Raw genomic sequence first — 23,262 nt, 5'->3', positions numbered from 1 at the left:
CTTAGCTCAGCAACAGCTTGGCCTCGTACTTCTTCAGGGACCGGCGCGCCGCCTGATAGGCTTTGAGCCCGTCGGCATCCCGCAGTTCGGGGAACAGCTCGTAGATCTCGTCACGCTGTGCCTGCCCCATCCCGTCCATGGTCTGCTCGCCCGGCTGGAAGCTTTCGGTCCACGCCCCATCCGACAGCACGACCTCGTGCTGATCGAACATGAAGTGAATATAGCTCACCGAGCTTGCATCCACCAAATCGACCCCGTCGAGACCCGTCAGATGCTTGGCCGCGGCCAGCACTTCACGATCCTCGAAATAGAGCGCCGTGCGTTCGTTGTTGATCAGAACCCTATGGTTGGGGCTGACCACCATGTCCCGCTCGGGCAAGCCGTAGCCAAGCGATCCCGCCCGGATCAGAACCGGCTTGAGATGCGGGGCCTGCAACAGCTCGCGCCCCTGCAGATCTCGGCGCCCGATCCAGCGGATCTCCTGGATGCCGTTGTCGCGGGTGATGATCCGGTCGCCAACCTGCAGATCCTGCACCAGCCGCTCGCCCCTCGGGGTCGCGATCACGGTACCCGGCGTGAAGCACGGGATCACGTTCTCGATTTCCGAGAAGGTGACGGTGACAAGGTCGCCATTGTCATTCGTAAAGGTCGCCGTACCGCTTTCGCTCCGGCCCGTGACCGGATCGAAGGTCGGATCGGTGGTGTCGAAGTCCAGCGTGACCGGGCCATTGCCGCTCAGATCAAGCGTATCGCCATTGGTCTCACCGGTCTCACCGCCGGTGATGGTGATCGGATCGGCGCCGGTCAGTGCCCGGTCGACGGTAAACACATCGTCACCAGCATCGCCCGCCGCGGTATCGCCCGCACCGACCTCCAGCGCGTCATTGCCCAGACCACCGTCCAGAACATCCGCGCCCTCGCCGCCAGCCAGCGTATCTTCACCCGCGCCACCCAACAGGCTGTCGTCACCTGCACCGCCCGTCAGCGAGTCGTTGTCGTCGCCACCGTCCAGCGTGTCGTTGCCGGCACCGCCGTCCAGAACATCTTCCCCGGCACCGCCAAGAACATCATCCGCACCGTCGCCAGCGTTGACCGTGTCATTGCCAAGACCTGCACCGATCGTATCGTCGCCCGCACCGCCATCGACACTGTCCGCACCGTCGCCAGCGTCAATCACATCATTGCCAGCGCCGCCGAGGACTTCGTCATCGCCCGCGCCCGTCGCCACATTGATCGGACCGTTCGAGGTACTGGCATCCAGCGTATCGTTGCCCGCGCCGGTGACCACCTGCTCGATTTCCGAGAAGGACACATCCGGGAAAACATCCCCGTCGACACCGTTCACAATCCCCGTTTCAGGGTTTGTCCCGAAGACAACGTCCAGCGGTCCGGTCGCATCCGACAGATCCAGGATATCGCCCGCATCGCCGTTCTCAGGCCCACCCGGCGCACCGTCGGTGCCGTCCGTGCCGCCATCAATCGTGATCTGCGTATTCGGGTTGGTGTCCGTAGGATCCAGCCTGAACACATCGTCGCCGGCACCGCCGACCGCCGAATCTCCGCCGCCGACCGCGATGTCATCGTCGCCAGCACCGCCATCCAGCGTGTCGTTGCCTTCGCCACCCGCCAGCGTATCGCTGCCGTCGCCTCCAAGCAGGCTGTCGTCACCGGCCCCACCGGTCACGGCGTCGTTATCGGCACCGCCATCCAGCGTGTCGTTGCCCGCGCCGCCATCCAGCACGTCGTTGCCGGCATCGCCGAGGACGCTGTCATTGCCAGCCCCCGCCGTGACCGAATCGTCGCCCGCGCCGGCTTCGATATCCACCGGACCGGTCGAGGTGCTGGCATCCAGCGTATCATTGCCCGCGCCGGTGATGACCTGTTCGATCTCGCTGAAGGCCAGATCCGGGAACACATCCCCGTCAAGCCCGTCAACGGCACCCGATTCCGGGTTCGGATCGAACACCACATCCAGCGGACCTGTTACAGCCGACAGGTCAAGGATATCGCCCGCATCGCCATTCTCTGGACCGCCCGGCGCACCGTCTGTTGCATCCGAACCGCCATCGATCGTGGCCTGCACATTGGGCTCCGGATCGGTCGTGTCGAAGATGAACACATCATCGCCCGCGCCGCCCGTCGCCACATCGCGACCGCCCACCGCGATAACATCATCGCCATCGCCACCAAGAAGCGTATCCGCCCCTGCGTTGCCAGCCAAACTATCCGCGCCATCACCGCCTTCCAGCGAGTCATTCCCGTCGCCGCCGAAAAGGATATCATTGCCCTCGTCCCCAAAGAGGCTGTCGTCACCCAGCTCACCGACAATAAAGTCGTCACCGGTGCCGCCCGAGATCTGGTCGTTCCCGGCAGCGCCCGCGAGGTCATCATTGCCGGCATCGCCCGAAATCACATCATTGCCCGCACCGCCATCGACAACGTCATCGCCCGTGCCGGCTGTGACCGTGTCATCGCCCAGACCGGCAGCGACCGAGTCATTGCCCGCGCCCGCATCAATCACATCGTTGTCACCATCGGCCCCGTCGATCTGATCGCCCTGCGCATCGGTAAACCCAATCGGCAACGCGTCGTCGCCCGCCGTGCCGTCCACAACCCCATCGGCCAGCGGATCGAAGATCACCGTCTCGATCTCGCTGAAATTGAGAGTGACCGGATCGCCAGCGTCATTGTTGAACACAACCGTGCCGCTTTCGCCGACACCGGTCACCGGATCGAAGGTCGGATCGGTATTGTCATAGGTGACCGAGACCACATCCAGACCCGTCAGGTCCAGCACATCGCCAGCTCCGCCATTGGTCGGATCGGTCAGATCCTCGCCGGTCTCGCCGCCCACCACCGTGATCGGATCGCTGCCCGTCAGCATCGGGTCCACGGTGAACACGTCGTCGCCGTCACCACCCGTCGCGATGTCGCCCGCGCCGACCACAAGGTTGTCGTCGCCCAGACCACCGTCCAGAGAATCCGCCCCTTCGCCGCCAGTCAGGGTATCCGATCCCTCCTCGCCCAGCAGGGTGTCGTTGCCCGCGCCGCCATCCAGCAGATCGTTGCCTTCGCTGCCGCGCATATCGTCATTGCCGTCGCCGCCGAAGACCATGTCGTCACCGGCGTCACCATCAAGGAAATCGTCCCCGGTCCCGCCGAACAGCATATCCACGTCATCACCGCCGCGCAGATCGTCGTTGTCCTCTTCGCCGAGGATATTGTCGTTGCCAGCACCACCGTCGATGAAATCCTCGCCTTCGCTGCCGCGCAGATCATCGTTGCCGTCGCCCGCAAAGATCTGGTCGTCGCCCGCGTCGCCGTCAATGAAATCATCGCCAGCACCGCCAAGGATCGTGTCGTTATCGGTGCCACCGCGCAGATCATCATTGCCATCGCCGCCATCGACGCTGTCGGCCCCTGCCCCTGCATCGACGAAATCATCGCCCGTGCCAGCATCGACGCTGTCATCGCCACCGCCCGCCGCGATCGTGTCATTGCCGGCCCCGGCCAGGATCGTGTCCGCGCCGTCCGTCACCTGGTCGCCCTGCGCATCGGTGAAGCCGACAGGGATGTTATCACCCGACGGCGTGCCATCGACCACCCCATCGGGATCGGTCAGGACCGTCTCGATCTCGCTGAAATTGATGGTGACCGGATCGCCAGCCGTGTTGGTATAGGTCGCCCTGCCGCTTTCGCTGGTCCCCGTTGCGGGATCGAAGGTCGGGTCTGTGGTGTCATAGACCAACGTGACCGGCCCCACGCCCCGCAGGTCCAGCGTGTCGCCATTCGTCTCGCCGGTTTCGCCACCGACGATCGTCGCATCGCCGCCCGTGGGCAGGGTCGGATCGACAAGGAACAGGTCGTCGCCATCGCCGCCGCCAGCCGTGTCATCCGCGCCCAGAACGAAGGAATCCTCGCCTGCACCGCCGACAAGAGAGTCCGCCCCTGTACCACCCGCCAGCGTGTCGTTGCCGTCGCCGCCGAACAGCTGGTCATCCCCCGCCTCACCGCGCAGGTCGTCATTGCCCTCGTCGCCGTTCAGCGTGTCGTTGCCATTGCCGCCTTCGAGGAAATCGTCGCCGATGCCACCCGACAGGAAGTCGTCGCCATCCTCGCCGCGCAGGTCATCATTGCCCGCATCCCCAAGCAGCACGTCATTATCGAAGCCACCGGCCAGCAGGTCGTTGCCATCGCCGCCGAACAGGGTGTCGATCCCGGCACCGCCGAACAGCTGGTCATCCCCCGCCTCGCCGCGCAGGTCGTCATTGCCATCGTCGCCGTTGACATTGTCGTTGCCCGTGCCGCCTTCGAGGAAATCGTCACCGATGCCGCCCGACAGGAAGTCGTCGCCATCCTCGCCGCGCAGGTCATCATTGCCCGCATCGCCAAAGAGCGTGTCATTGTCCAGACCACCGGCCAGCAGGTCGTCCCCGTCCCCGCCGCTCAGCGCATCAAAGCCGCTGCCGCCGAACAGCTGATCGTTGCCCGCATCGCCGCTGAGGCTGTCATTGCCGTCATCGCCATTGAGGTTGTCGTTGCCAAGGCCGCCATCGATGACATCATTGCCGATACCGCCCGCAACGAAATCGTCGCCGCCACCTGAACTGATCGTATCATCGCCGCCATTGCCAAAGATCGTATCGGCATTCTCGGTGATCACGTCACCCTGGGCGTCGGTAAACCCGACAGGCATCGCCTGCGAGGTGTCGGCCCCATCGACCACTCCGTCAGGGTCACGCAGGATGGTTTCGATCCCTTCGAAGGTCAGGGTCGAGCCATCGCCGAAGGTCACCGTGCCACGGGTGGCACCTGCATCATTCGGGTCGGCCTCCTGAGTGATCGTGACCGGACCCGCGCCGCGCAGGTCGAGCACGTCATTGTCCAACGCCCCTTCGGCTCCGCCAAAGACCGAGTCGCCGGCGCCATCCGCGGCACTGGCCGCAACGATGGTGTCGTTGCCCGCGTCGCCCGACAGGAAATCGACTCCGGTTCCGCCGGAAATCAGATCATCGCCGTCTTCGCCAAGGATGTTATCGTTGCCCGCGTCGCCATTGAGTGTGTCGTTATCCTCACGTCCGCGCAGCGTGTCGTTGCCATCGCCGCCATAGATCAGGTCATCGCCCGCGTTACCATAGACAAGGTCATCCCCTGTTCCGCTGGTGATCGTGTCATTCCCGGCATTTGCAGTCAGTGCGGCCTCAAGACCGGCTTCGGACGTCGGCACCAGTTGAACATTGTCGAGACCGACACCGATATTGTCTTCAGTGCCAAGGCCAACGAATTGCAGCCGGTCACTGCCATCGCCTGCTCCGGCAACCACATCCACGCTGAAGCTTTGGAAACCAACCCCATTGTCAGGGTTGAAGACGCCCAGAGACTGGTTACCGAAGAAGACCTCGATCTCATTCGACCCGGGCCCGGTGTCCACGAGATTGGCGGAATCCGACAAATCAAAGGACAGCCGGTAGGTTTCGCCCGCAACCAGATTCTGCACATCCTGGAAGATGGTGATATTGCCTGGCGAGGCACCCATATCCAACGCGAAATCGCCATCGGAGCCCGTCACGGGCGTTTCCTGGTTGAAGTTGAATATCTCGATGGCCTGGTTCGGCTCGACGGTGATCCAGCCCGCAATCGCCCCATCACCTGCAAAGCCAGTCGGCGTTTGCCGCAGGCCGTCGAAATTCTCGAACGACCCGTTGTAGATCAGGTTTGGCGGGGTTTCGAAGCCGAAGACGCGGGTGCCAGAATCACCATTGTCGCCAAAGATCGTATCGTTGCCGTCACCGCCGACGATATTGTCGCCGCCGACGCCGCCAACCAACAGGTCTTCGCCCGCGCCACCGTCAAGACCGTCGTTTGACGTGGCCTCAAGCGCGGCATCGATGGCCGGAGCCGAAAACGGCTGAAGCATGATGTTGTCAAGGCCAACGCCGATGTCATCCTCGGGGCCAAGACCGCGGAACTCCAGCCGGTCACTGCCATTGCCCGAACCGCCGACAAGATTCGCCGAAAACGTTTGCCATTGCGCATTGTTCTCGGGGTTGAAGACGCCGACTGACTGACCCCCGAAGAACACCTCGATCGCGTTCGAACCGGAGCCTGTGTTCGGCAAGCTGGGTGAATCGTAGAGATCAAAGCTCAGGCGATAGATTTCGCCCGCCAAAAGGTTCGGAACATCCTGGAAAATGCCGATATTGCCCGGGGATTCCCCCATATCAAGCGCGTTGGAACCATCGCTTGCGACCGTGCCGCCTGCGTTCACTGCTTCGCTGTTGACGTTATAGACTTCCAGCGTGTCCGTCGGGTCGATGGAGGTCCAGCCGGGGACCGCGCCCGCCCCCGTGAAGCCAAAGGACTCTGCCGTCAGCCCCGTGGTATCCTCGAACGAACCGTTGACGATCAGGTTCGGCAGGCCCTCGCCCACCCGTCCATCGGAATTGTCCCCGAACAAGGTGTCATTGCCGCCTTCGCCCGCGACGAAATCCTGCCCTGTGCCGCCCTCGGCAAGGTCGTTGCCGTCGGATGCGAAAATCTGGTCATCGCCGCCATTGCCCAAGATGGTATCGTTACCTGCCGTCACAACATCGCTGTCGCTGTCGGTGAATTGGCCGACCGCGATCAGATCGCCATCATTGGTGCCGTCCACGACCTGATCGGGGTAGACGCCATAGATAAAATCCACCTCTTCAAGGCTTTGGTTGATGTCCGAGATGACAAGGACATCGGTCAGACCATTGGAATTTGCATCGCTGTCTGACCGGAAGTCACCACCAACATTCTTATCCGCCAGAGTCCGGTCACCAAGCTCTTGCGGAATCTGAATGCGATATTCCCCGACATCAACACCGGTGAAAATGTAATTGCCGTTCGCATCCGTAAAGGTCGTCTGCAAAACAGTCCCGAACCGATCCAGAAGCGTGACCTGAATGCCTGGAATGCCGGTATCGAAGCCGCCGCTACCGTTATTTTCGGTGAAATCGAGATTGGTATCATCAACGACGCGGCCAAGGATCTGTGCCATGATTAAAACTCCTTACCAATAAATGCGGATGCTGCAGAAATTGCCGATCCGGGGCGCTTGAACGCCTGATGTTCAGCACAAAGAGACTTCGCACCCCGGCGCTGTCCGATCCCGTCAGGCCGGGACGCACCCATGCCACGACGTGCAGCGCCGACCGAAACGCCTGTCGCGTCGGCAGAGACCTCATTGGAATGTAGGGATGGTTTGTCTTGGGTGCCGCTCACGGCACGCCCGACGACATTATACACAACCAGACTCAACTCTCGCACTCCGACAACAGCGGCACCAACACCACACACACAACTTCGGAGGAATCAGACAACTTGCCAGACGCAACTGAATCTCATCCCGCGATTGGAAAAGGCGCCAGGTGCGACACGCATACGGGGTTGTTACACACCGAAAAAGCGCGTTACCTAGACGTCTTGCCAGACGTGGAACAGCTCAAGGTCGCCCCCTTGACCGCAGACTTCGCCCCCCAGTTGGGCAAACTTGTTTTACTCAGTCCGCTCGTCGAAACAAAGGGAAATCTGTCCAAAAACCGGCAACATATTGTCAAGTGACCGTAAAAAGCCTATTCCGGAATGGCTGTCGGATACCTTCCCCAAGGGCACTGTCGACCATCCGTCAACAGAGCTCACGAGCGAAAGCCCCGCAAACAAAGCATTTACATAAATTAAGAGAAAATTCACCAACAACCACAGGGTGAATTCGTTTCTTATTTCGAAACATTAACCTTGTTTGCAGATTCCACGTCAAACCCCCACCAAACTCGCATCCTTCGGGCCATGCTGGGTTTTTGACCGGTAATCAATCCATCCGAACCCGACCGGATCGGACACGAACTGGAGACAAGCGCCCCTCCCGAATCGGGCGGCCTGCCAAAATTCCGCCATCAATACCCGCCGGAAAGATGTCGCATATGAACAGGGTCATGCAGCGCTGAAGACCTATGCCGCCAAAGCTTGGAACCGGCAGGGGCAGTTGGACAAGCAATGGGCCGCGCCAAAGCCGCGGATGCTGCATGACGCTCCTAGCCTCAAAAAGAAAGGCCCCGGCAGGTCCGGGGCCTTTTGCGTCGTGGAAGCCGGATCAGTGACAGGCCGGGCGCGTACCGGGCAGCAGCACCTTGTCGATCACGTGGATCACGCCATTGTCGGCCTGGATGTTCGCAATCACCACATTGGCGCTGGTCCCGGTGCCGTCGGCGATGCTCACACCCGAGGCATCCCTTGTGATGCACAGGCGCTCTGAAGCCAGGACCGGCTTGAAGAAGTTCGATCCGTGCGGGATCATCTCGGCGGTCAGTTTGCGATCATCAACATGATAGAGCAGAACATTTGTCAACTGGCCCTTGTTCTCGGGCTGGAGCAGCGTTTCCACAGTGCCTTCGGGCAGCGCGGCAAAGGCGTCATTGACCGGCGCATAAACGGTGAAAGGGCCGGGACCTTGCAGGGTTTCGACCAGACCTGCGGCGCTGACGGCTGCCACGAGGGTCGAGAACCGCTCGTCACCCGAGGCAATCTCTACGATGTTGGCTGCGTTTGCGGCGGTGCCGAGGCTGAGTGCGGTTGCGGCCACTGCGGCGAAGCTACGAATTGATGTCATGTTTCCGTCTACCTTTTACTGTGTCCATGCCGATCGACATGTTGCAAAGGGGTACGCAGGCCGCGCCTCATGCAGATGTGCGCATCACGGGCCTGTGACAAAATGTCATCTAAAATCTGCTACAGACCCCGAAAAGCGGGCTTTTGTAACAATTTTCATCTATAAATGTTTCAGATCAGCCCGCAAAGCTGCCAGCTTGACGCCATGGCATCGCACGACGACATGCAGCACCGCATGGGCTGACCCGCCCCCTTTGGAGTCCGCAGTTAAGAGTTAGCTCCGTTCAGGGCTGCAGTTCTACCGGACGCGTCCCCCGCTCAGGGCGATATCTTCCAGTCCCCAAACGACAAAGGCAAGACAGCCGTGCTCGGGCCGAACGGTCTTGCCGGTTAGTAATCTTCCAAATCACACATCCCCCAAAGCGATCGGTCTTGCCGGAAACAGGCCCGCGACCTATCCTTGCGCCATGACGCAAAAGACCCGCAGACTCGCGCGCTTGGACTGGCTGGAAACCGGACTGCAGGCGCTGGCCGAAACCGGCCCATCGGCCCTCAAGGCCGAAGCTCTGGCGCGTCGGCTCAAGACCACCAAAGGCTCGTTCTACTGGCATTTCGACGATATTCCCGCCTATCACGCCGCCCTTCTGGAGCTGTGGGAAACGCGCGCGACAGCCGCGCTGGATATCGCCCTCGCCCGCGGCGCCACCGCGACCAGCAAGCTGCGCGCCACGGCACAGATGGTGGCCGAATGCGCCGATGACATGACCGCCGAGCCCGCGATCCGGGCCTGGGCGCGCGATCATGCCGGCGCGCGGACCACCTTGGCCCGTGTCGATGCGCAGCGGCTTGACCTGATCGGACGGCTTCTGTCCGATATCGGGATCGCCAATCCCGAAATGGCGCGGATCATCTACGCCACCGGCATCGGCATCGCGGACCTCACCGAGGATCACCCCGGTCGCAACGCCGCGGCCATCGGTTCGCTCGTTGATCTGGTGCTTGCGCTGCGCTGACCGCTACCGCTCCAGCCGTGCCCGGAACCGATCGACGAAGCGCTGCCGCGCCGCGGGCAGCGGCTTGTTGCCAAGCTCGGGCGCCAGATGGTTCTGCAGGAAATGCCCGGTCACCTGAAACCCTTCGGCCACCTCGGCATCCGGCGCAGGCCCCGCCCCCAGCAGACAGGCCGGCAAGGGCAGCAGCCGGTCCGCCCATTCGCCCGCCCCCGCCCTCGAAACCGCCCGTCCGCTGCGCGGCGACACATAGCTCAGATCATTGGCCTGCGGCCCCATCACCGCGCACCCGCTCAGGTCCAGCCCGAACCCCATCTCGTCCAGCAGCGCCATCTCCCAGTTGAGATAGGCCAGCGGCCAAACATCCCCCTGTCCCAGCAGATCCAGAAGCGCCTCGGTCCTGCGATACAGCCGCCTATGCGCCTCGCGGTCCGGCAGGCAGAACAGCAACAGCGCCGTCACCGCGTTCAGCCCCGCCAGCGACAGCCGGTCTCCCATCGACGCCGCCGCGCGCGATCTGACCGGCTCGACCGTGAAGGTGCCGATATGATCCTCCAGCCTTGCGCGCCATCTCAGGTCAAGCTGCGCTCCCGGTTGCAGCACCGGCGCCAGCTTGCGCGACGTGCCACCGCGCACAACACCCGCGTGCCGCCCGTGTTCGGGCGTGAAGACCTCGATGATGACCGAGGTTTCGCCATGCGTCCGCGTGGACAGCAATATGCCCTGATCGCGCCACTCCATGTCCGCTCTTGCGCCCGCTCCTGCCTGTGCCAGACGCCATACGACACCAGAAGCCGCCCCTTGCCAAGCCCCGGCCCCCCGGCCAAGGGACAAGACCGGCTTACCGCACCGACACGACCGTGCAATCGGCGGTGTTCAGCACCTTTTGCGCCACGCTGCCCAACCATGCGCGCTTGAGCCGCCCCAGTCCCCGATGGCCGATCACGATCATGTCGGCCCCGGCCTCCTTGGCCATGTCCAGAATGGCATCCGCCGTATCCCCTTGCGAGGAGACCGTCTTGATCTTCGTCGCTCCCATATTCGCCGCCTGATCGGCGGCCCGGTGCAGGATCTCGTCGCCCACAAGCGTGACCAGCCGCACGGCATTCTCCCCCGGTCTGGTCTCGGCAAAGAGGCTCAGCATCGTATCGGGCACATTGGGAAAATCCACGCCCGACTTGGCGCGCACTTCCTCGATCATATGCTCGACATGGGCCATGCGCTGCAATTCTTCCGAAGGCCGACCGAAATGCAGCACATGCCCGATCGTCAGATCCAGATCATACCGCGCCGCCAGATCGGCGGCCAGATCGACAGCCTTTGCCGCCGTGTCCGACCCGTCGGTCGCTACGAAAATATGAGTTTTCATGGGTCTGTCTCCCTGTCAGGTCTCGGCCCGCAGCATAGACATCACCCCCCACCCTTCGCGTTGACGCGCATCAACGCCGCTCAGTCGGCAAGACCCTCTTCATCCAGCAGATGCCGACCCTCCCGATCCTCGACCTCGATCACCCATAGATCGGGATCGAACCCGCGCTGCCGCGCAATCGCGGCGTCCACCGCGCTTTCCTCGCCCTCGGCCAGCACCAGCCATTGCCGCGCATCGCTCATCACATCGAACGACCGCTGATAGGCGGCAGCGCGCCCGTCCAATGTGTTCAGCTTGACCAGAACGGCGCCTGCAGTGTCATCGCCATGTGCCGTGACAAAGGCCGGGATATCGCGCAGCCGCAACCGCGTTAGATAAGCCTGAACCCAGAACTCCGCCGTCAGTCGCGTCACGCGTTGCCGTCCCGGAAATCCAGCCCCATCTCGGAATAGCGTTCCGCCTCGTCCAGCCAGTTGGGCCGCACCTTGATCTGGCAGAACAGATGCACGCGACGGCCAAGGAACTCTTCCAGCTCCTCTCGCGCGGCCTTGCTCACGGCCTTGATCGTCTCGCCACCCTTGCCAAGGATGATGCCCTTGTGACCGTCACGCATCACATAGATGATCTGGTCGATCCGCGCCGAGCCGTCCTCGCGCTCTTCCCAGGCCTCGGTCTCGACCGTCAGCTGATAGGGCAATTCCTGATGCAGCCGCAGGGTCAGCTTTTCTCGGGTGATCTCGGCCGCGATCATGCGCATCGGCAGATCGGCGATCTGATCCTCCGGATAGAGCCACGGCCCCTCGGGCACCTGTTCGGCCAGCCATTTGCGCAGATCCTCGACCCCATGGCCGCGTTCCGCCGAGATCATGAAGGTCTTGGCAAAGCTGAACCGCGCATTCAGATCCTGTGTCAGCCTAAGCAGCGCCTCGGATTTCACCCGGTCGATCTTGTTGATGGCCAGTGCCACGGTGCGCCCCTTGCCGACATCCTGAAGCCGTTCGAGAATGCGTTCGACGCCCTCGGTGATCCCGCGATGCGCCTCGATCAGCAGCACGATCACATCCGCATCCGCAGCCCCGCCCCATGCGGCGGCGACCATCGCCCGGTCCAGCCTCCGGCGCGGCTGGAACAGACCGGGCGTGTCGACGAAAACCAACTGGCTCTCGCCCTCCATCGCCACCCCCCGGATACGGGCGCGGGTGGTCTGCACCTTGTGGGTCACGATACTGACCTTCGCTCCCACCATCCGGTTCAGAAGCGTGGATTTGCCCGCATTGGGCTCTCCGATCAGGGCAATGAATCCGGCGCGTGTGGTCATCAGGGGGTCCGCTACAATGGTTTTCCCGGGAGATACCGGAATTCGCCTCCCCGCACCAGCCAGATCGCCTCTCTTGTCGACTGGCCCTTGCAAGGCATCGACCCCGACGGTCTCAGCCCTGCTTGAGCCGCGCCAGCAGCGCCTTGGCCGCCGCCTGTTCGGCCTGCCGCTTCGATCCGGCGCTGGCCGTCTCGACCTCGCCATTCTGAAGCCTGGCCTCGATGGTGAATTGCGGCGCGTGATCCGGCCCAGAACGGGCCGTCTCCACATAGGCGGGCGGCGTCTGGCCACGCGCCTGCGCCCATTCCTGGAGCGCGGTCTTGGCGTCGCGGGCATCTTCCTTGACGCTGTCGATCCGCTTACCCCACAGCCGCAGCACCACGGCCTTGGCCACATCGAAGCCCGCATCGCGATAGACCGCGGCAATCACCGCCTCCATCGCATCGCCCAGCAACGCCTGCTTGCGCCGTCCGCCCGACAGCATCTCGGACCGCCCCAGCTTGAGCACATCGCCAAGCGCGATCTCGCGGGCCACGTCGGCACAGGCCTCCTTGCGCACCAGCGCGTTGAAACGCGGCGCCAGAAGCCCCTCTTCCGCCGAGCGGTCCCGCTCCAGAAGCGCCTCGGCCATCACCAGCCCCAGCACCCGGTCGCCCAGAAACTCCAGCCGCTGATTGTCGTCGCGCGTGGGCGACGCCATCGAGGAATGCGTCACCGCCCGAACCAGCAGCGCAGACTGCTCGAACCGGTGTCCCAACCGCTCCTCGAATGCCTTCAACTCCGCCGACAGCTTCATTCTTCCGTCAGTCCAGTTTCTCGAAAAAGCGGTCGCTGCGCCATGTCCAGAAAAACAGCATCGAGCTGCCTGCCGACGAGAACATCACCCGCCCCGCGCGCCCGATCAGGTTTTCATGGGGCACGAACCCAACGCCGCCCACCGCCTGCGGAAAGCGCGAATCGGTCGAATTGTCCCGGTTGTCGCCCATGAAGAAATAATGCCCCTCGGGCACCGTGAAGACACCCGTATCATCCGACCGTTGGTTGCCGATATTCAGGATGTGATGCGACGCGCCATTCGGCAGCGTCTCGAGGAACCGTGACTTGGCGCAGATCGCCCCCTCGCCCACGACCCCATTCTCACAACGCGGCCGGATGCGCACCGGGCCTTGCGGCTCGAACACCTCTTCGAACGTGCCCGCCGGCTCCACCTCCACGGGCTCCCCGTTCAGATAAAGCCGCCCGCTGCGCATCTGCACGGTATCACCGGGCAGACCGACCAGCCGCTTGATGAAATCGGTGCCCTGCACCGGATGCCGAAAGACGATGATATCGCCGCGCTCGGGCTCGCTGCCCAGAAAGCGGGTGTTGTCGCCATCCAGAAACCCGCAGACATCGCGCGCGTCGATATCCAGCCCAAGGCTCGCGATCCGGATCGTCGGGCAGGACGCATAGGAATAGCCATAGGCCATCTTGTTGACGAACAGGAAATCCCCGATCAGCAGCGTGTCCTTCATCGACCCGGACGGGATCCAGAACGGCTGGAAAAAGATCGTGCGGAAGATCCCCGCGATCACAAGCGCCCAGAACACCGTCTTGACGGTTTCCCAGATCGAGCTTGATGTCTTGCCTTCGGCGGCCATGTGGCGTCCTCCGCTATCTCTTCGCGCTACATGCGGGGACGGGGCCGGGGTGTCAAGCCAGCAGGCCTTGGCGCGCCGCACTCCACCCCCTCAGACCCCTTCAGGCCGCAGGCGGCATGTCGATGCTCATGCCGCGTTTCTCGGCGCTTTTCTGCACGGCCTCCCGCAGGGGCGCACTGCGCCGCAAGAGCCGCCGGAACCGCGCCTCGTCCAGCACCAGAAGCGCCGAGGGCGTGATCGCCCGCGCCTCCGCGCGCCGGGCCATCCGCTTGAGCACCGACAATTCGCCGAACATCTCGCCGCGCCCCAGACGCCAAGTCTGCCCCGCCGCCTCAAGCTCGACCGCGCCCGAGGCGATGAAGAACACGCTGCGCGCCGGGCTGTCCTTGCGCATCAGCACATCGCCCACATTGGCATAGCGCGTGCGCAGCGCCCGGCTCAGCCGCCGGATCGCCGCCTCGTCCAGACCCGCAAACAGCGGAAACTGCGCCACCAGTTCGCGCCGCTGCAGCGCGATATCGAGCCGCGGGCGCTCTTCGGCGCGCGCGCGCCGCTCGGCCACCTCCTGCATCAGCGCGGTATGCACCTCAGCACCGATCAGCCCATCCTCTCGCATGGCGGTATATTCGCGCTCTTCCAGCCGCAGCGCCGTGCGGCGGATGAACCGACGCTCCAGCTTTTCGGCATAGCCGGGATATTGCAGCCTCAGCCCCTCCAGCGCGGTCTCGACAAGCTCGACCCGCCGCGCCAGCAACTCGCGCAGAAGATCGGCCACCCGCCGCCCGTGGATGCGCCGGATCCGCCCATCGATGAACCCGCCCAGATCGCGCAGGCTCAACCTCTGCGTCAGCAACAATTCGAACCGGTCCGCCGTCAGCCGGGCAAGCGGCACCGACACGCCCAGCCGGTTATGCAGCAGCAACGCCGTCCGGAACGCCGTGCCATAGGCCACGCTGCGCCGGGCGGCGCGCTGATACCCGCTGCGCCCGGCCGATCTCGCCCCCTCGATCAGCCGGTCGGCATCGGACAACACCTGATCGGCCATCCGCGCCGAGATCGTCCTCTCGCGCACCCGCACGATGATCGTGTCGCGCTCATGCCCCGCCAGCGCAATAAGACCAAGCGTGATCCGGTCGCGATCCAGAATATCGGCGCTCTCCTCGGCGGTCTTGACCGCCGCATCCAGCCGCTCGCCAAAGCGCTTGGCCTCGGTGCGCACGATCTCATGGCCCAGATCGTAATTCCCGGTGGTGCGCGCCACATCCTCGCGCACCGTCTGCAGCGCCACCGCCACCACCTGCCGCGACAGCGCCTCGTCGATCGCCGACAGCCGGTCCAGCCCCAGCTTCGAAATGACCAGCCGCAGCGTCGTGCCCTGCACCAGCAGCGTGAACAGCGTATAGCCCGTGGCCAGAATGCCCACCACGCGCTGAATCCCGTCCGGCACCCGGAAACTTTCGGTCACCGCCAGCGCCAGCGCCAGCGTCACCGCGCCGCGCAGCCCGCCCCACAGGATCGCCGCGCGATAGGGCCGCTCGACAACCGGCGACACGCGCAACCTCGACAACAGCGGCAACAACCCGAACAGGATCACCGCCCGCGCCGCCGTCGCCGCCAGAATGACCACACCCACCAGCGCGAAATCGCTCAGCCGCGCCTCTTCCAGAAGGCGTGGGATCAGCAGCGCCGCCAGAATGAAGATCAGCGCCCCGGCCCAATGCGCCAGCAGGCCCCACACCTCGCGCATATTGGCCCAGGCCTGTGGCGGCAACCGCCCCGGCGCCGTCAGGTTCAGCGTGATCCCCGCCGTCACCACCGCGATCACACCCGACGCGCCGACGCTCTGTTCCGCCCCGATATAGGCCAGATACGGCAGCGCCACCGAGATCGAGATCTGCGCCAGCTCATAGCGCCCGAACGCCGCCATCATCCAGACCGCGATCCGCGCCGTGACCCACCCGGTCAGCACGCCTCCCGCCACCAGAACCGGGAACTGCGCCAGCGCATCGCTCAGTTGCGGGTCCGGCACGCCCAGCATCACGAAGCCCATGAACAGCCCGAACAGCGCAATCGCGGCGGCATCGTTCAGCAGGCTTTCGCCCTCGATGATCCGGGCAAGCCGGCGCGGCGCCGATACCGACCGAAAGATCGACACCACCGCCGACGGGTCCGTGGTCGACACGATCGCCCCGATCAGCAGGCACGCCGCCAGCGGCAGCGCGCTGGTCCATGACAGCGCATAGCCCACCGTCACCGTGGCCACGACCACCGCCACCACCGACAGCACTAGGATCGGCACCCAGTCATCCAGCATCCGCCGCAGGTTCATGCCAAGCGTCGCCTGAAACAGCAGCGTCGGAAGAAAGACATAAAGGAACACGTTCGAGCGGATCGGCAGGCCAAGGATCGCCTCAGCCACCGGATTGAGCGCATCGGTCAACTCGGTGCGCAGGAAAAAGATCGCGGCCACGCCGATCAGCGTGCCAAGCACCGCCAAAATCACGCTATAGGGCAGCCGCAGCCGCGCCGCCAAAGGCTCGGCCACGCCGATCACCACGAAAAGCGCGGCAATGACCGTGGTGATCAGAACGATATCCATGCCTTTCAACCTATGCCAAAGCCCGGGGCTTTGGAATCACCTCCGCTTAGGGCATGGGCGATTAACGCCGGAGCGGCGCAGGCCTGCCCGGTGTTCGCGCGCCCCGCCCACTGCGCCGGCATCCCGCAGACGGGCACGGGGCAACGCACGGCCTGTTAAGGACCATATCCCCGCAGGATCAGGCGCTTGCACACCGACGCGATACCGACGTGATACCGACGCAATACCGAACGGTATAATTTCATTATATCAACGCGTTAACCCCGATTCGCCTCGATGGGCCGCGCCTCGATCACCACAAAGGCCTGCGCCCATGGGTGGTCGTCGGTCAGGGTCACATGGATGATCGCCTCATGCCCCGGCGGCGTCATCGCCTCCAGCCGCTCCGCCGCCCAGCCCGTCAGGTGCATCCTCGGCTGGCCGGTGCCAAGGTTGCTCACGGCCATGTCCTTCCACGCGATCCCCATCCGCAGCCCCGTGCCAAGCGCCTTGGAACAGGCCTCTTTCGCGGCCCACCGCTTGGCATAGGTGCCCGCCACATCCTGCCGCCGCTCGGCCTTGTGCTGCTCGATCTCGGTGAACACGCGGTTGCGGAACCGGTCCCCGAACCGCTCCAGCGTGCCGGCGATGCGGTCGATATTGGCCAGGTCCGTGCCGATCCCGAGGATCATCGCGCCTCTCCCATCACGCTGAAAACAAGGGGAAACTTACCCCCAAAGCCCAAGCCAGCGCCAGCCCCAGCCCAAGCCCCGCCGCCATCGGTCCCGACCTTTGGGCCACCGCCCGGCCCATCACACCGAAGCTCAGGAAGAACAGCACGATCACCGGCGCGATCATCAGCAGGAAGAACAACCCCCCGAAATCCAGCGCCACCGCAATCCCGAGCGAGGCCAGAAACCCGACCCTTGCCAGCACCCTTCGCCACAGCCCCGCACCATGCGCAAGCCAGCTGTCCGCCAGCATGAACGGCACCGCCCCCAGACACAGCGCCGCGATGATCGTCAGCCGCTCCGGCGTCGGCCAGAAATTCGCGCCATAGCGATCCAGCGCAAACCCGAACACCCCAAGCGTCCAGAGCACCAGCAGCCCCGCCGCCAGCGGCGCGGGCCATCCCGGACGCCCCCTCAGCCAGCCCAGCACCGCCAGTTGCAGCCCGCCATAGATCATCAGATGCAGCGCCAGATACTCGGCCACCAGCACCGGCAGAACCTTCGTTTCCACCTGCGTCGCCAGAAGCGGCGCGGCCAGCGCCGGCAGCACTATGGCCGCGGCTAAACCCCTTGCAGACAAGGGTATATCGGGGGTTTCGCGCCGGGGCAGCAGCCGCGCGACAGGGCCGAAAAGCGCCGTGATCGCCGTCAGCAAACCGATCAGCGCCCAGCCGGTCGGCGGCACCTGCGTGCCCTGATCCCGTCCATGAAACCCGTTCAACCAATCGAGCGCCGCGCGCTGTGCTGCACGCGAATGCAGGATCGCTACATGCTCCACCATCGGTGCCTGCAGGGCCATCCGGCGCAGCCCATCTTCGCCCACCACATCTCCGAAACCCGCCTCGGGATCGATTTGTCGCACCTGCTCCAGCGCGAACTCCGACAGCCGCGCCTCCCATGCGCCCGCGATCATCAGAAGGTCTTTTGGCTCTGTCGCGGTGATCGCCTGCGAAAACGGAGAGAGCAGGATCAGCGGCCCGACCCCCTCGGTCTCGGCCGCGACGCGCACCAGAACATCCGTCGCCATCGAATGCCCCAACAAGGCCACCGCCGCGCCATCGCCCCGCGCCCGCGCCATCGCAATGACCTCTGCGGTCTGATCGACCAGCAGCCGGGTCGTTCCCTCGACGCTGCTGACATCCCCGCCCATCGGCACCTTGTGGCGGCCATGACCCAGGAAATCGAACGCATGCACGTCATAGCCCGACCGCGCCAGCGTCAGCCCATAGGCCTGCATCATCTGGCGTGACCCGGCAAAGCCATGCGCGATCACCACCGGCGGCCCGCCGCTGCCGTCGCTCATCCGTGTCACCGGCGTGTCGCCCAGTCTCAGATCTTCGATCACCACGCCCTGACGCGCGCCCTCGAGCACCCACAGCGACCACACCGCCAGCAGCAGTGCTGCAAGTCCGACACTCAGATCGCGGCGACGCATGTCACCTGATCCCGCAACACGCGCTCTCGGCTCATGCCGCGCGCGCCTCGTCCATCAGGCGGCGCATCTCGGCGATGGCGGGACCAAGCCCCAGGAAGATCGCCTCGGCAATCAGAAAATGTCCGATATTCAACTCGATCACCTGCGGGATCGCCGCGATCGGCTTGACCGTCTCGAAGGTCAGCCCATGCCCCGCATGCACTTCGAGCCCCAGCGAATGCGCCAGTGCGGCACCTTCGCACAGCGCGGCCAGTTCGGCATCGCGCTCATTGAGCCTGCCCTCGTAATGCAGATCGCAATAGGCGCCGGTATGAAGTTCCACCACCGCCGCACCGACCCGCGCCGCCGCCTCGATCTGGCGTGGCTCATGCCCGATGAACAGCGACACCCGGCAGCCCGCATCGCTGAGCGGCGCGATGAAACCCGCCAGCGCGGCCTCATCCCGCGCCACATCCAGCCCGCCCTCGGTGGTCCGTTCCTCGCGCTTTTCAGGCACGATGCATACCGCATGCGGTTTGTGGCGCAGGGCAATCGCCTGCATTTCCGCCGTCGCCGCCATCTCGAAATTCAAGGGCCGCTCCAACGCCGCCATAAGCCGTTCGATATCGGCATCCGCGATATGGCGGCGATCCTCGCGGAGATGCGCGGTGATGCCATCGGCACCCGCCTCTTCGGCCAGTTTCGCCGCGCGCACCGGATCGGGATAGGCGCTGCCGCGCGCATTGCGCACCGTCGCCACGTGATCGATATTCACTCCAAGCCGTAGCTTGCCTTCGGATGTCATGCTGAACGCCCTTCCATGATGCACCGCCGTCTTGAACGGGAACCTAGAGCGTTTCGCGGAAAACCTGAATCACAGATTTTCGCGAAATGCATTGTTTCTTTCATTCGTTGCTCGCGTTCCGCCCTTGGCTGATGCCTCAGGTCAAGGGCGGAACGCTTTAGTCCTGTTTCTTCTTGGCGTCAGCCTTTTGCGCGGCTTTTTCGCGGATCGCGGCCCATTTCGCCTTGAGCACACCCTTGCGCCGGTTCTGATAGGCCTGAATGACCGGCAGGCTGATGTAATAGCCGATCATCCCGGCGATCAGTCCGGGGATGATGCTGCCCACCATGTAGGGAAAGAACACCTCGTCATAAAAGACCAGCAGATGGCTCCAGTCCGCGCGCTCATCCGTGAAGATCGCCCAGATGTTGTGTTTGAGATCGCGCCCGGCATCCACGAACTTGCCCCCGAGCGAGCGATGCACCTCATCACCAAGCGCATGGCCCTGCCCGGTCAGGAAATACCCCGTCTGCAACGAGATCGCCATGATCGGCACGAAAGTCAGCGGATTGCCCACGAAGGTCGACAAAAGCGAGGCGATGATATTGCCCCGCATGATCCATGCGACCGTGGCCGCCAGAAAGAAATGCAGCCCGAAAAACGGTGTGAACGTCACGAAAATACCGGCAAAGATGCCCCTTGCGATCCGGTGCGGCGGATCGGGCAGGCGGCGCACACGATGTTTGACATAGGTGAACGCACGCCCCCAGCCGCCGCGCGGCCAGAAGAAGTCTGCGACGGCCTGCCAGATCGGTCGTCTGTCTCGGCGTTTGAAGACCACCTCTGCGGCTCCTAGCGTTCTGTCTGCGTCGCGGCTCCGGATAGCCTCGGATCGCGATGCCGCTCAACCGAAGCGACATCGCTTTCAGCGTCGAGAACAGTGATGACACCATGCAGATGTTCCGCATCGCGCAACTCGACATCGACAAGCAGCCGGTAGAAGTCCGGCTTTCGGTCCACGAACGTCAGGTCCGAGATATTGGCCTTCTGCTCTCCGATCAATGTGCAAATACGTCCCAAGACCCCCGCATCGTTCGACAAGGTGATATCAAGGGTCACATCATAGGCAGCGGGATGCGTGCCGGAATGCCAATGCAGGTCCAGCCAGCGTTCCGGCTGGTCGTCAAGCGCCGAAAGTGATTCGCAGTCGATCGCGTGCACCACGACCCCGCGCCCGCGATAGGTGATGCCGACGATCCGCTCTCCGGGCAGCGGCTGACAGCAGCGCGCGCGCTCGAAGCTCTGGTCGGGCGACAGGCCGATCACCGCGCGCTCGCGCCCGACCTCTTCGCCGGGATCGGGGACCAGATCGGGATAGACCGCATTCAGCACCTGATGCGCGGTCAGCTCGGCGCTGCCCAAGCGCGCCAGAACCTCGTCGCGGTTTTTCAGACGCAGGGTCTTGGCCGCCGTCTCGAGCGCCTTGTCGGTGGCTTTCTTGCCGACATGCTCAAAGGCCGAACGCGCCAGCTCCCGGCCCAGCTTGATAAAGCGGTCGCGGTCCTGCTCGCGCAGCGCCCGGCGAATGGCCGCGCGCGCCTTGCCGGTGGTGGCGATGTCCAGCCATGTGGCCTGCGGGGTCTGGCCATCGGCGGTGATGACCTCGACGGACTGGCCGTTCTTGACCCGCGTCCAGAGCGGCACGCGCATCCCGTCCACCTTGGCGCCCACGGTGGCATTGCCGATCCTCGTATGGATCGCATAGGCGAAATCGATCGGCGTCGCACCGCGCGGCAGCTTGACCACATCGCCCTTGGGCGTGAAGCAGAACACCTTGTCGGCATACATCTCCAGCTTGACCGCCTCGAGGAAATCCTCGTGATCCTCCTCGGCGTCGAATTGCTCGGTCAGGCTGGAAATCCAGCGGGCGGGGTCCACGGCAAAGGGGTTCTGGACCCGCACGCCGTCACGATAGGACCAATGCGCCGCCACGCCGGCCTCGGCCACGTCATGCATCTGGCGAGTGCGGATCTGCACCTCCACGCGCTTGCCGTCGCGCCCCGACACGGTCGTGTGAATCGAGCGGTAGCCATTCGATTTGGGCTGGCTGATGTAATCCTTGAACCGTCCCGGCACCGCCCGCCAGCGGCGATGGATCGCGCCCAGAACCGCATAGCAATCCTCTTCCGAGCCGGTGATGATCCGGAACCCGTAGATGTCGCTCAGCCGCGAGAACCCCATCTCCTTTTCCTGCATCTTGCGCCAGATCGAATAGGGTTTCTTGGCCCGGCCGAACACCTCGGCCTCAAGTTTCGCCTTGCGCAGCTCCAGCCGCATGTCGCCGGTGATGCGTTCGACCACATCGCCGGTTTCCTTCTGCAAGGTGATGAACCGCCGGATGATCGAGGCCCGCGCATCCGGGTTCAGCACGCGAAACGCCAGATCCTCCAGCTCTTCGCGCATCCATTGCATACCCATGCGCCCTGCCAGCGGCGCGAAGATATCCATCGTCTCGCGGGCCTTCTGGGCCTGTTTTTCCGGGCGCATCGCCTTGATCGTGCGCATGTTGTGCAGACGGTCGGCCAGCTTGACAAGGATCACCCGCAGATCCTTGGACATCGCCATGAACAGCTTGCGGAAATTCTCGGCCTGTTTGGTCTCCGAACTGCTCAGCTGCAGATTGGTCAGCTTGGTGACGCCATCCACCAGATCGGCGACCTCGCCCCCAAACCTCTCCGCCACCTCGTTATACGAGGCGCGGGTATCTTCGATCGTGTCGTGCAAAAGCGCAGTAATGATGGTGGCATCGTCCAGCCGCTGTTCGGCCAGAATGGCGGCGACGGCGACGGGATGCGTGAAATACGGCTCGCCGGAATGGCGAAACTGGCCCTCATGCATCGCACGGCCATAATCATAGGCCGCGCGGATCAGCGCCTCATCGGTCTTGGGGTTGTAGGTGCGGACAAGCGCGACAAGGTCATCAACCGAAATCATGCCGCCCGCAGCTCCGGGTTCGCCAGCAGGGTCAGCCCTGGCCTTGCGCTTCCATCAGGGCGCGCAACAGCTTTTCCTCGGACATGTCGTCGTCTGCCGAGGCGCGGTCAGGCTCTCCACCACCCATCAGAAGGGCCATCGAATCCTCTTCGGGTTCGTCAACCTCGATCTGGGTCTGGTTGGATTCGATCAGACGCTCGCGAAGCTCATCAGCCGACTGGGTCTCTTCGGCGATCTCGCGCAGGGAGACGACAGGGTTCTTGTCGTTGTCGCGATCCACGGTGATCGGGGCGCCCGCCGAGATCTCACGCGCACGGTGCGCGGCAAGCATCACAAGCTCGAATCGGTTCGGAACCTTGTCGACGCAATCTTCGGTTGTAACTCGGGCCATTGGACCTCCGGAAAGTCATCTGAGTCATCTTGCAAGAAACGCACATCTAAAGCCTTGGACCGGGATTTACAAGCCAAGAATCAGTTTGACGATCGGGGCCGCCAGACACCCGAACCGGAGGCAGGACAGACCCCCTCCGCTCGCGCGCCAGCCGCTTGCATTCGGCCCGATCCATGCGGCTCAGCGCGGCGGCAATGTCCCCGGCGCTCTCACGAAGGGCACGGTCCCATAACCGGCGCACGGATCGCGGCGACCACGGCAGAACAGCATTGCGCAGCCAGTCCCGGGCCGGCGGCGGCAGCCGGTCGAATTCGGCCATCGGGTTGGTGCCCCGCCGCCGCCGGACAAGGCTCGACCTTATGTTGCGCCCCATCTCAGCAGGACCGCCTTGAGGACGCA

At 63.7% G+C, this 23,262-nt stretch carries 17 protein-coding genes; 1 reads left to right on the top strand and 16 read right to left on the bottom strand.

What is annotated here, in order from left to right; translation table 11 throughout:
- Position 1 precedes the first annotated feature (1 nt).
- Together RAZWK3B_RS05110 and RAZWK3B_RS05100 are read right to left on the bottom strand one after the other, a co-directional pair.
- Complete coding sequence (locus RAZWK3B_RS05110; RefSeq protein ID WP_007812857.1) at positions 2–7,027, bottom strand: Hint domain-containing protein; 7,026 nt, start codon at positions 7,025–7,027, stop codon at positions 2–4.
- A gap of 1,092 nt (positions 7,028–8,119) precedes the next feature.
- Positions 8,120–8,635, bottom strand: coding sequence for a fasciclin domain-containing protein (locus RAZWK3B_RS05100; RefSeq protein ID WP_037295083.1), 516 nt, complete (start codon positions 8,633–8,635; stop codon positions 8,120–8,122).
- Positions 8,636–9,101: 466 nt separating this feature from the next.
- Between RAZWK3B_RS05100 and RAZWK3B_RS05095 the strand changes: the two genes are divergently transcribed.
- Complete coding sequence (locus RAZWK3B_RS05095) at positions 9,102–9,647, top strand: TetR/AcrR family transcriptional regulator (protein ID WP_007812854.1); 546 nt, start codon at positions 9,102–9,104, stop codon at positions 9,645–9,647.
- A gap of 3 nt (positions 9,648–9,650) precedes the next feature.
- On the opposite strand, the gene recO is transcribed toward RAZWK3B_RS05095, so the two are convergent.
- From recO to RAZWK3B_RS21590, 14 genes are all read right to left on the bottom strand, one after another.
- Positions 9,651–10,385, bottom strand: coding sequence for a DNA repair protein RecO (recO, locus tag RAZWK3B_RS05090; RefSeq protein ID WP_007812853.1), 735 nt, complete (start codon positions 10,383–10,385; stop codon positions 9,651–9,653).
- Between the two features lie 100 nt (positions 10,386–10,485).
- Positions 10,486–11,013 (bottom strand): universal stress protein, encoded by a 528-nt coding sequence (locus RAZWK3B_RS05085; RefSeq protein WP_007812852.1) that lies wholly within the window; start codon positions 11,011–11,013, stop codon positions 10,486–10,488.
- An 80-nt stretch (positions 11,014–11,093) separates the two neighbouring features.
- Positions 11,094–11,426, bottom strand: coding sequence for a DUF1491 family protein (locus tag RAZWK3B_RS05080; protein ID WP_007812851.1), 333 nt, complete (start codon positions 11,424–11,426; stop codon positions 11,094–11,096).
- Complete coding sequence (gene era / locus RAZWK3B_RS05075) at positions 11,423–12,331, bottom strand: GTPase Era (protein WP_007812850.1); 909 nt, start codon at positions 12,329–12,331, stop codon at positions 11,423–11,425. The genes RAZWK3B_RS05080 and era overlap by 4 nt, the downstream gene beginning before the upstream one ends.
- 112 nt (positions 12,332–12,443) lie before the next feature.
- Entirely contained in the window at positions 12,444–13,127 is a 684-nt protein-coding gene (gene rnc, locus RAZWK3B_RS05070) for a ribonuclease III (protein WP_007812849.1), read from the bottom strand.
- 7 nt (positions 13,128–13,134) lie between these two features.
- The gene (gene lepB / locus RAZWK3B_RS05065; protein WP_007812848.1) at positions 13,135–13,971 is read right to left on the bottom strand and encodes a signal peptidase I; all 837 of its coding nucleotides are present in this window, start codon (positions 13,969–13,971) and stop codon (positions 13,135–13,137) included.
- A 100-nt stretch (positions 13,972–14,071) separates the two neighbouring features.
- Positions 14,072–16,570 carry a cation:proton antiporter gene (locus tag RAZWK3B_RS05060; protein WP_007812847.1) on the bottom strand — a complete coding sequence of 833 codons (2,499 nt, stop codon included), beginning with the start codon at positions 16,568–16,570 and terminating at the stop codon, positions 14,072–14,074.
- Positions 16,571–16,827: 257 nt separating this feature from the next.
- A complete protein-coding gene (gene acpS, locus RAZWK3B_RS05055; RefSeq protein WP_007812846.1) occupies positions 16,828–17,241 on the bottom strand; it encodes a holo-ACP synthase in 414 nt (137 codons plus the stop codon).
- A gap of 13 nt (positions 17,242–17,254) precedes the next feature.
- The gene (locus RAZWK3B_RS05050; RefSeq protein ID WP_007812845.1) at positions 17,255–18,715 is read right to left on the bottom strand and encodes an alpha/beta hydrolase; all 1,461 of its coding nucleotides are present in this window, start codon (positions 18,713–18,715) and stop codon (positions 17,255–17,257) included.
- A gap of 31 nt (positions 18,716–18,746) precedes the next feature.
- Positions 18,747–19,499 carry a pyridoxine 5'-phosphate synthase gene (locus tag RAZWK3B_RS05045; RefSeq protein ID WP_007812844.1) on the bottom strand — a complete coding sequence of 251 codons (753 nt, stop codon included), beginning with the start codon at positions 19,497–19,499 and terminating at the stop codon, positions 18,747–18,749.
- A 157-nt stretch (positions 19,500–19,656) separates the two neighbouring features.
- The gene (locus RAZWK3B_RS05040; RefSeq protein ID WP_007812843.1) at positions 19,657–20,319 is read right to left on the bottom strand and encodes a DUF2062 domain-containing protein; all 663 of its coding nucleotides are present in this window, start codon (positions 20,317–20,319) and stop codon (positions 19,657–19,659) included.
- A gap of 11 nt (positions 20,320–20,330) precedes the next feature.
- The gene (locus RAZWK3B_RS05035; protein ID WP_007812842.1) at positions 20,331–22,472 is read right to left on the bottom strand and encodes a RelA/SpoT family protein; all 2,142 of its coding nucleotides are present in this window, start codon (positions 22,470–22,472) and stop codon (positions 20,331–20,333) included.
- Between the two features lie 31 nt (positions 22,473–22,503).
- Positions 22,504–22,863 (bottom strand): DNA-directed RNA polymerase subunit omega, encoded by a 360-nt coding sequence (gene rpoZ, locus RAZWK3B_RS05030; protein ID WP_007812841.1) that lies wholly within the window; start codon positions 22,861–22,863, stop codon positions 22,504–22,506.
- Positions 22,864–22,909: 46 nt separating this feature from the next.
- Entirely contained in the window at positions 22,910–23,236 is a 327-nt protein-coding gene (locus RAZWK3B_RS21590; protein ID WP_232279480.1) for a DUF6525 family protein, read from the bottom strand.
- Between the last annotated feature and the right edge of the window lie 26 nt (positions 23,237–23,262).

The sequence above is a fragment of the Roseobacter sp. AzwK-3b genome (genome assembly GCF_000170875.1).
Classification (GTDB): Bacteria; Pseudomonadota; Alphaproteobacteria; order Rhodobacterales; family Rhodobacteraceae; genus Roseovarius; species Roseovarius litoreus.
Note: the sequence above shows the minus strand (reverse complement) of the source record. Positions and strands in the feature narration are given on the sequence as shown.

Coding starts and splice junctions, on each gene's coding strand:
- RAZWK3B_RS05110 (WP_007812857.1), bottom strand. CDS start 7,027: ATGGCACAGATCCTTGGCCGCGTCGTTGATGATACCAATCTCGATTTC.
- RAZWK3B_RS05100 (WP_037295083.1), bottom strand. CDS start 8,635: ATGACATCAATTCGTAGCTTCGCCGCAGTGGCCGCAACCGCACTCAGC.
- RAZWK3B_RS05095 (WP_007812854.1), top strand. CDS start 9,102: ATGACGCAAAAGACCCGCAGACTCGCGCGCTTGGACTGGCTGGAAACC.
- recO (WP_007812853.1), bottom strand. CDS start 10,385: ATGGAGTGGCGCGATCAGGGCATATTGCTGTCCACGCGGACGCATGGC.
- RAZWK3B_RS05085 (WP_007812852.1), bottom strand. CDS start 11,013: ATGAAAACTCATATTTTCGTAGCGACCGACGGGTCGGACACGGCGGCA.
- era (WP_007812850.1), bottom strand. CDS start 12,331: ATGACCACACGCGCCGGATTCATTGCCCTGATCGGAGAGCCCAATGCG.
- rnc (WP_007812849.1), bottom strand. CDS start 13,127: ATGAAGCTGTCGGCGGAGTTGAAGGCATTCGAGGAGCGGTTGGGACAC.
- lepB (WP_007812848.1), bottom strand. CDS start 13,971: ATGGCCGCCGAAGGCAAGACATCAAGCTCGATCTGGGAAACCGTCAAG.
- RAZWK3B_RS05060 (WP_007812847.1), bottom strand. CDS start 16,570: ATGGATATCGTTCTGATCACCACGGTCATTGCCGCGCTTTTCGTGGTG.
- acpS (WP_007812846.1), bottom strand. CDS start 17,241: ATGATCCTCGGGATCGGCACGGACCTGGCCAATATCGACCGCATCGCC.
- RAZWK3B_RS05050 (WP_007812845.1), bottom strand. CDS start 18,715: ATGCGTCGCCGCGATCTGAGTGTCGGACTTGCAGCACTGCTGCTGGCG.
- RAZWK3B_RS05045 (WP_007812844.1), bottom strand. CDS start 19,499: ATGACATCCGAAGGCAAGCTACGGCTTGGAGTGAATATCGATCACGTG.
- RAZWK3B_RS05035 (WP_007812842.1), bottom strand. CDS start 22,472: ATGATTTCGGTTGATGACCTTGTCGCGCTTGTCCGCACCTACAACCCC.
- rpoZ (WP_007812841.1), bottom strand. CDS start 22,863: ATGGCCCGAGTTACAACCGAAGATTGCGTCGACAAGGTTCCGAACCGA.
- RAZWK3B_RS21590 (WP_232279480.1), bottom strand. CDS start 23,236: ATGGGGCGCAACATAAGGTCGAGCCTTGTCCGGCGGCGGCGGGGCACC.